A 5,843-nucleotide genomic window follows, 5' to 3' on the forward strand; every position below is an offset into this window, starting at 1 on the left:
TTGACCCCCGCGGGTGCCGGGCTGGGTGCAGCCCGGCCCTGGGGGCGCTCAGAGTTTGCGTGGGGCGAATCCAGCCTGAGTCACTCCACCGCCTTCACCATGTCTTCGACGACCTTCTTCGCATCGCCGAAGACCATCATGGTCTTGTCCATGTAGAAGAGCTCGTTGTCCAGGCCGGCGTAACCCGCGGCCATGCTGCGCTTGTTCACGATCACGGTCTTGGCCTTGTAGGCCTCCAGGATGGGCATGCCGTAGATGGGCGAGCCCTTCTGCAAGGCCGCGGGGTTCACGACGTCGTTGGCGCCCAGGACGATGGCCACGTCGGCCTGGCCGAATTCGCCGTTGATGTCTTCCATCTCGAAGACCTGGTCATAGGGCACCTCGGCCTCGGCCAGCAGCACGTTCATGTGGCCCGGCATGCGTCCGGCCACCGGATGAATGGCGTACTTCACCGAAATGCCCTTGTGGGTGAGCTTCTCGGCCAGTTCTTTGACGGCGTGCTGGGCGCGCGCCACGGCCAGGCCGTAGCCGGGCACGATGATCACCGATTCGGCATTGCTCAGGATGAAAGCCGCATCATCGGGGCTGCCGCTCTTGACCGTGCGCTGAGCTTGACCCGAGGCCGCAGCGGACGAAGCATCCCCGCCGAAGCCGCCCAGGATGACGTTGATGAACGAGCGGTTCATCGCCTTGCACATGATGTAGCTCAGGATGGCGCCCGAGGAGCCTACCAACGAACCGGCGATGATGAGCATGGGGTTGTTCAGCGAAAAGCCGATGCCCGCGGCCGCCCAGCCCGAATAGCTGTTGAGCATGGACACCACCACCGGCATGTCGGCCCCGCCGATCGGGATGATGATGAGCACACCCAGCACGAAGGCCAGCGCGATCGAGGCCCACAGCGCGGCCTCGCTCTGTGTGACGGTGTAGAACGCCACCAGGGCCACCATGGCCAACCCCAGCACCAGGTTGACGAGGTGCTGCCCCGAAAACACCACCGGCGCGCCCTGGAAGAGGCGGAACTTGTAATTGCCGCTGAGCTTGCCAAAGGCGATGACCGAGCCGCTGAAGGTGATGGCACCGATCACCGCCCCCAGGGCCAACTCCAGCCGGTTGCCGGTGGGGATGGCCGCGTCCTTGGCCGTGATGCCGAAGGCCCAGGGCTCCACCGCCGTGGCCACCGCGATGAAGACGGCCGCCAGGCCCACCATGCTGTGCATGAAGGCCACCAGCTCGGGCATCTTGGTCATCTCCACGCGCTGGGCCATCACCGTGCCGATGGCGCCGCCGGCCAGCAGACCCACGAGCACCCACACCATGCCCGAGGCGCCTGGCTGGCCCATGCGGCCGGCCGTCTCGACGATGAGTGCTGCGGTGGTGAGGATGGCGATCGCCATCCCCGTCATGCCAAAGATGTTGCCGCGGATGGACGTGGTGGGGTGGCTCAGGCCCTTGAGCGCCTGGATGAAACAGACGCTGGCCACCAGGTACAGCAAGACGACGAGGTTCAGGCTCATGCTTGGCCTCCCGAGGCCGGGGCCTTCTTCTCTTTCTTTTTGAACATCTCGAGCATGCGGCGCGTCACCAGGAAGCCGCCGAACACATTGACGGCGGCCAGCGCCACCGCCAGCACGCCCATGGTCTTGCCCAGGCCGGTCTCGGTGAGCGCGGCGGCCAGCATGGCGCCCACGATCACGATGGCCGAGATGGCGTTGGTCACCGCCATCAGCGGCGTGTGCAGGGCGGGCGTGACGTTCCACACCACGTGGTAGCCCACGTAGATGGCGAGCACGAAGATGATCAGATTGATGATGACCGGGCTGAGCGTGTCCATGCCGGCGTCTCCTTCAAAGTGTCAGAACTTGCGGATCTCTTGGATGCGGTTGCCCTCGCCCAGCAGCACCACCCGGGGCTTGTGGTCGCGGGCCTGGTCCTCGCTCATCGGCGCGTAGGTGCAGATGATGAGCAGATCGCCCACTTGGGCCTTGCGGGCCGCCGCACCGTTGAGCGAGATCGTGCCGCTGCCGCGCGGGGCCTTGATGATGTAGGTTGAAAAGCGCTCGCCGTTGTTGACGTTGTAGAGGTCGATGTGCTCGAACTCGCGCATGTCGGCCGCGTCCATCAGGTCCTCGTCGATACCGCAACTGCCCTCATAGTGCAGATCGGCCTCGGTCACGGTGGCGCGGTGCAGCTTGGCGCGCAGCATCACGCGCTGCATCGGGAAAGGCATCATGTGCGCGTCACCTGTCCGTCCTGTGTCATGCGGCAGGCCGCGACGATGTCGTCCTCGAGGTCGATGCTCAGCGTGCCTTCCTTCGTGACGATGAGCTTGAGGAAATCGAGCACATTGCGCGCGTACAGGGCCGAGGCATCGGCGGCCACCAGCGCAGGCAGATTGGTTTCGCCCACGATGGTCACGCCATGCCGGATGACGGTCTGGCCGGGCTCGGTCAGCGGGCAGTTGCCGCCCTGGGGCGCGGCCAGGTCCACGATCACCGAGCCGGGCTTCATCGACTTCACCATGTCCTCGGTCACCAGCACCGGCGCCGGGCGGCCGGGGATCAGCGCGGTGGTGATCACCACGTCGGCCTGGGCCACGCGCTTGGCCACCTCGACCTTCTGGCGGTCGAGCCAGCTCTGCGGCATGGGCCGGGCGTAGCCGCCCACGCCTTCGGCGGCTTCCTTCTCCTCGGCGGTCTCGTAGGGCACGTCGATGAACTTGGCGCCCAGCGATTCCACCTGCTCCTTCACCGAAGGCCGCACGTCGGACGCCTCGATCACCGCGCCCAGGCGCTTGGCCGTGGCGATGGCCTGCAGGCCGGCCACCCCCACGCCGAGCACCACCACGCGTGCGGCTTTCACCGTGCCAGCGGCCGTCATCAGCATCGGGAAGAAGCGCTGGTAGCGATCGGCAGCGATCATCACCGCCTTGTAGCCCGCCACGTTGGCCTGCGAGGACAGCACGTCCATGCTCTGTGCCCGCGTCGTACGCGGCGCAGCCTCCAGCGCAAAGCTGGTCAGGCCGGCGGCAGCCAGTCGCTGCAGGCCCTCGGCATCGAAGGGGTTGAGCATGCCGACGAGCGTGGTGCCTGGTTTCATCAGTGCCAGTTCCTCGGCCTTCGGGGCGCGCACCTTGAGCACCAGCTCACAGCCGAAGGCGCCGGCGGCATCCACGATCTCGGCCCCGGCGGCCACATAGGCCTCGTCCGGCGCGGCCGCCTTCACGCCGGCGCCGGACTGAACGCGCACGACATGACCCTGCGCCTTGAGTTTCTTGGCCGTCTCGGGCGTGACGGCCACGCGGGTCTCTCCCGCCACCGTCTCGAGCGGTACGCCTATGAGCATGAAACCTCCTCGTGTGGTTCTCTGAAACTGCGGCACGCCCCCCGAGAAGGTGCGCTGCCAAATCCTGCGCAGCTTACACAAGCTGACAGGGTTCTGTGGTTGTAACGGGGTTACAAGTTTCAGGGAATTGCAAGGTGTCGCGGGGGTGACGGCCATCGCGTCGGGCGTGTTCACGCGTCCCACCGCGACCGAAGGGACGAGATGTCGGGCCTGGCGACCCGCTTCCCGTCTCCCGAAGCGGCCGCTCAACGCCAAGGTCAGAACCAGCAAACCTTGGGATCACTCGCTTCACACCGCTTGACTCGGAAGACGGTTACTCAGAGCGGCCGGGCCTGAACGAGCGCACCGAAGCGGCCGAAGAGTCCTGCCCCCAAGTGATGCAAGGTGTGCAACTCGGCGTTGTCCTCGCGCACCGACCATCGCCCGTTCTCGAAGATGCGCGCATCGGCCGCGGCCGACAGCACTTCGGCGAAGCAGGTGTCGTAGGCCTGCTCGGTGTGGGGCTCGGGAATCAGCCGGCATTCCATCCAGGCGGCGCAGCCTTGTTCCAGCAAGGGCACACCGGTCACGGCCCCGGCCCGCGCTGCGATGCCGAAGCGTTCGAACTTGTCGATCTCGCGGCCGCTCACGCTGCCCACGGCGTAGGTGAGATCGGCCAGCGCGGCGCCGGGGATGCAGACACCGAAATGACCGCTCGCCTGGATCAGCTCGCGCGTGAAGGTGCGCTTGTCGATCACGATGGCGATGCGCGGCGGCGTGAACTCCACCGGCATCGACCACGCTGCGGCCATGAGGTTGCGACGGCCACCGTGGGCGCTGGTCACGAGCACGGTGGGGCCATGGTTGACGAGGCGGCTGGCGTGGGCCAGGGCCACGGGCCGGAACGGAGGTGCGGGGTTCATGCTTGGGGATCATGACAGAGGGCGCGCCTCACGGGCAAACCCCTGCGCCACATGCCCTTCGATCTGGGCTAAGGTGGCGCCATGGAAGACCTCGACATCCGGGTGCTGCGCACCGCGTACGAATGGCTGGGCCAGGGGTGGCCCGTGGTGCTCGTCACCGTGGCGCGCACCTGGGGTTCGTCGCCGCGTCCAGCGGGCTCGCTGATGGCCATCAACGCCCTGGGCCACACGGTGGGCTCGGTCTCGGGCGGCTGCATCGAGGACGACCTCATCCACCGCGTGCGCGGGGAAGGGGTCGAGGCCGTGTGTGCCGGCGGGCGGCCGACCACGCTGCGCTACGGCATCTCGGCCGACCAGGCGCACCGCTTCGGCCTGCCCTGCGGCGGTACGGTGGAACTGGTGCTGGAGCCGGTGTCGCAACGCAGCCGGTTGCCCGAGCTGCTGGCTGCCTGCCAGGCCCGGCGCAGCACCGAGCGGGTGCTGGACCTGCGCACCGGTGAGGTGGTGCTGCAGCCGGGTGCACGCGACGGGTTGCCCGTGCTGAGCGATACCCATTTGAGCACGCACTTCGGCCCGCGCTTGCGGCTGATCGTGATCGGCGCGGGGGATCTCTCCCGCTTCCTGAGCGAGATGGCGCTGAGCCTGGGCTTTGAGGTGGTCGTGTGCGACCCGCGTGAAGAACAGCAGCAAAGCTGGAGCCTGCCCGGTGTGACCCTGACCCGCGAGATGCCTGACGACCTGATCGTGCGCTTGCAGCCCGATGCGCGCACGGCGGTGGTGACGCTCACCCACGACCCCAAGCTCGACGACCTGGCGCTGATCGACGCGCTGCGCTCGCAGGCCTTCTACGTGGGCGCCATCGGCTCGCGGCGCCATGCCGCGCACCGGCGCGAACGGCTGCACGAGCATTTCGGCCTGACCCCCGCCGAGCTGCAGCGCCTGCACGGCCCGGCAGGCATCTACATCGGCAGCAAGACCCCGGCCGAGATCGCGCTGTCGATCATGGCCGAGCTGGTGGCCGCCAAGAATGGTGTGATCGCCGACGTTTCACGGCCGGTGGCCGCAGGCAAGGCGCTTCAGGACATCGCCGCGGGCGGCAGACTTGGGGCGGGTTGGCAGGATCGTGCATGAATCCCGGAGCATCGTGAGTGCCCCCTGCGCCAGCGGGTGGGCGGCGGCGCCGCGATAATTCACCCATGAGCGATCGTTGGAAACCCAGTGTCACGGTGGCGGCCATCGTGGAGCGCCAGGTCGAGGGACAGAGCCAGTTCCTGCTGGTGGAGGAGCACACGGCCGAGGGCCTGAGGCTGAACAACCCGGCCGGCCACCTCGACCCGGGTGAGTCGCCCGTGCAAGGGGTGGTGCGCGAGATGCTGGAGGAAACCGGCTGCGTGTTCACGCCCGAGGCGCTGGTGGGGGTCTACCTCTCGCGGTTCCATCGTCCGGCCACCGGCGAGGACGTGACCTACGTGCGCTTTGCCTTCTGCGGCGCGGCCAGCGAGCCGGCGCCGGGCTGGGTGCTGGACGAGGGCATCGTTCGCACGCTGTGGATGACCCCTGACGAGATCCGCGCCAGCCGCGAGCGGCACCGCAGCC

7 protein-coding genes are annotated in these 5,843 nt (G+C 67.5%); 2 read left to right on the forward strand and 5 right to left on the reverse strand.

Translation table 11 applies throughout. From position 1 onward, the window contains the following. Window positions 1-80 precede the first annotated feature (80 nt). The 5 genes from ACK42S_RS14945 to ACK42S_RS14965 all read right to left on the reverse strand — a co-directional run bounded on the left by ACK42S_RS14945 (window position 81) and on the right by ACK42S_RS14965 (window position 4,247). Window positions 81-1,517: an NAD(P)(+) transhydrogenase (Re/Si-specific) subunit beta gene (locus tag ACK42S_RS14945; RefSeq protein ID WP_409709223.1), complete on the reverse strand. Its 1,437-nt coding sequence runs from the start codon at window positions 1,515-1,517 to the stop codon at window positions 81-83. Next, window positions 1,514-1,834, reverse strand: a complete 321-nt coding sequence (locus ACK42S_RS14950; protein ID WP_409709226.1) for an NAD(P) transhydrogenase subunit alpha — start codon at window positions 1,832-1,834, stop codon at window positions 1,514-1,516. The genes ACK42S_RS14945 and ACK42S_RS14950 overlap by 4 nt, the downstream gene beginning before the upstream one ends. Before the next feature lie 21 nt (window positions 1,835-1,855). Further along, entirely contained in the window at window positions 1,856-2,218 is a 363-nt protein-coding gene (panD, locus tag ACK42S_RS14955) for an aspartate 1-decarboxylase (RefSeq protein ID WP_409709241.1), read from the reverse strand. Window positions 2,219-2,229: 11 nt separating this feature from the next. Continuing rightward, window positions 2,230-3,345: a Re/Si-specific NAD(P)(+) transhydrogenase subunit alpha gene (locus ACK42S_RS14960; RefSeq protein ID WP_409709229.1), complete on the reverse strand. Its 1,116-nt coding sequence runs from the start codon at window positions 3,343-3,345 to the stop codon at window positions 2,230-2,232. Window positions 3,346-3,662: 317 nt separating this feature from the next. Then, on the reverse strand, window positions 3,663-4,247 hold the full coding sequence (locus ACK42S_RS14965) for a flavin reductase family protein (protein WP_409709232.1): 585 nt from the start codon (window positions 4,245-4,247) through the stop codon (window positions 3,663-3,665). 81 nt (window positions 4,248-4,328) lie between these two features. Here ACK42S_RS14965 and ACK42S_RS14970 point away from each other — a divergent pair, with 81 nt between their 5' ends. Both ACK42S_RS14970 and ACK42S_RS14975 read left to right on the forward strand, forming a co-directional pair. After that, on the forward strand, window positions 4,329-5,378 hold the full coding sequence (locus tag ACK42S_RS14970) for an XdhC family protein (RefSeq protein WP_409709235.1): 1,050 nt from the start codon (window positions 4,329-4,331) through the stop codon (window positions 5,376-5,378). 65 nt (window positions 5,379-5,443) lie between these two features. After that, the coding region (locus tag ACK42S_RS14975) for an NUDIX domain-containing protein (RefSeq protein ID WP_409709238.1) at window positions 5,444-5,843 on the forward strand (400 nt) is incomplete at its 3' end.

The organism is Caldimonas sp. (genome assembly GCF_046289365.1).
Taxonomy (GTDB): Bacteria; Pseudomonadota; Gammaproteobacteria; order Burkholderiales; family Burkholderiaceae_C; genus Caldimonas.

Coding starts and splice junctions, on each gene's coding strand:
- ACK42S_RS14945 (WP_409709223.1), bottom strand. CDS start 1,517: ATGAGCCTGAACCTCGTCGTCTTGCTGTACCTGGTGGCCAGCGTCTGT.
- ACK42S_RS14950 (WP_409709226.1), bottom strand. CDS start 1,834: ATGGACACGCTCAGCCCGGTCATCATCAATCTGATCATCTTCGTGCTC.
- panD (WP_409709241.1), bottom strand. CDS start 2,218: ATGCAGCGCGTGATGCTGCGCGCCAAGCTGCACCGCGCCACCGTGACC.
- ACK42S_RS14960 (WP_409709229.1), bottom strand. CDS start 3,345: ATGCTCATAGGCGTACCGCTCGAGACGGTGGCGGGAGAGACCCGCGTG.
- ACK42S_RS14965 (WP_409709232.1), bottom strand. CDS start 4,247: ATGAACCCCGCACCTCCGTTCCGGCCCGTGGCCCTGGCCCACGCCAGC.
- ACK42S_RS14970 (WP_409709235.1), top strand. CDS start 4,329: ATGGAAGACCTCGACATCCGGGTGCTGCGCACCGCGTACGAATGGCTG.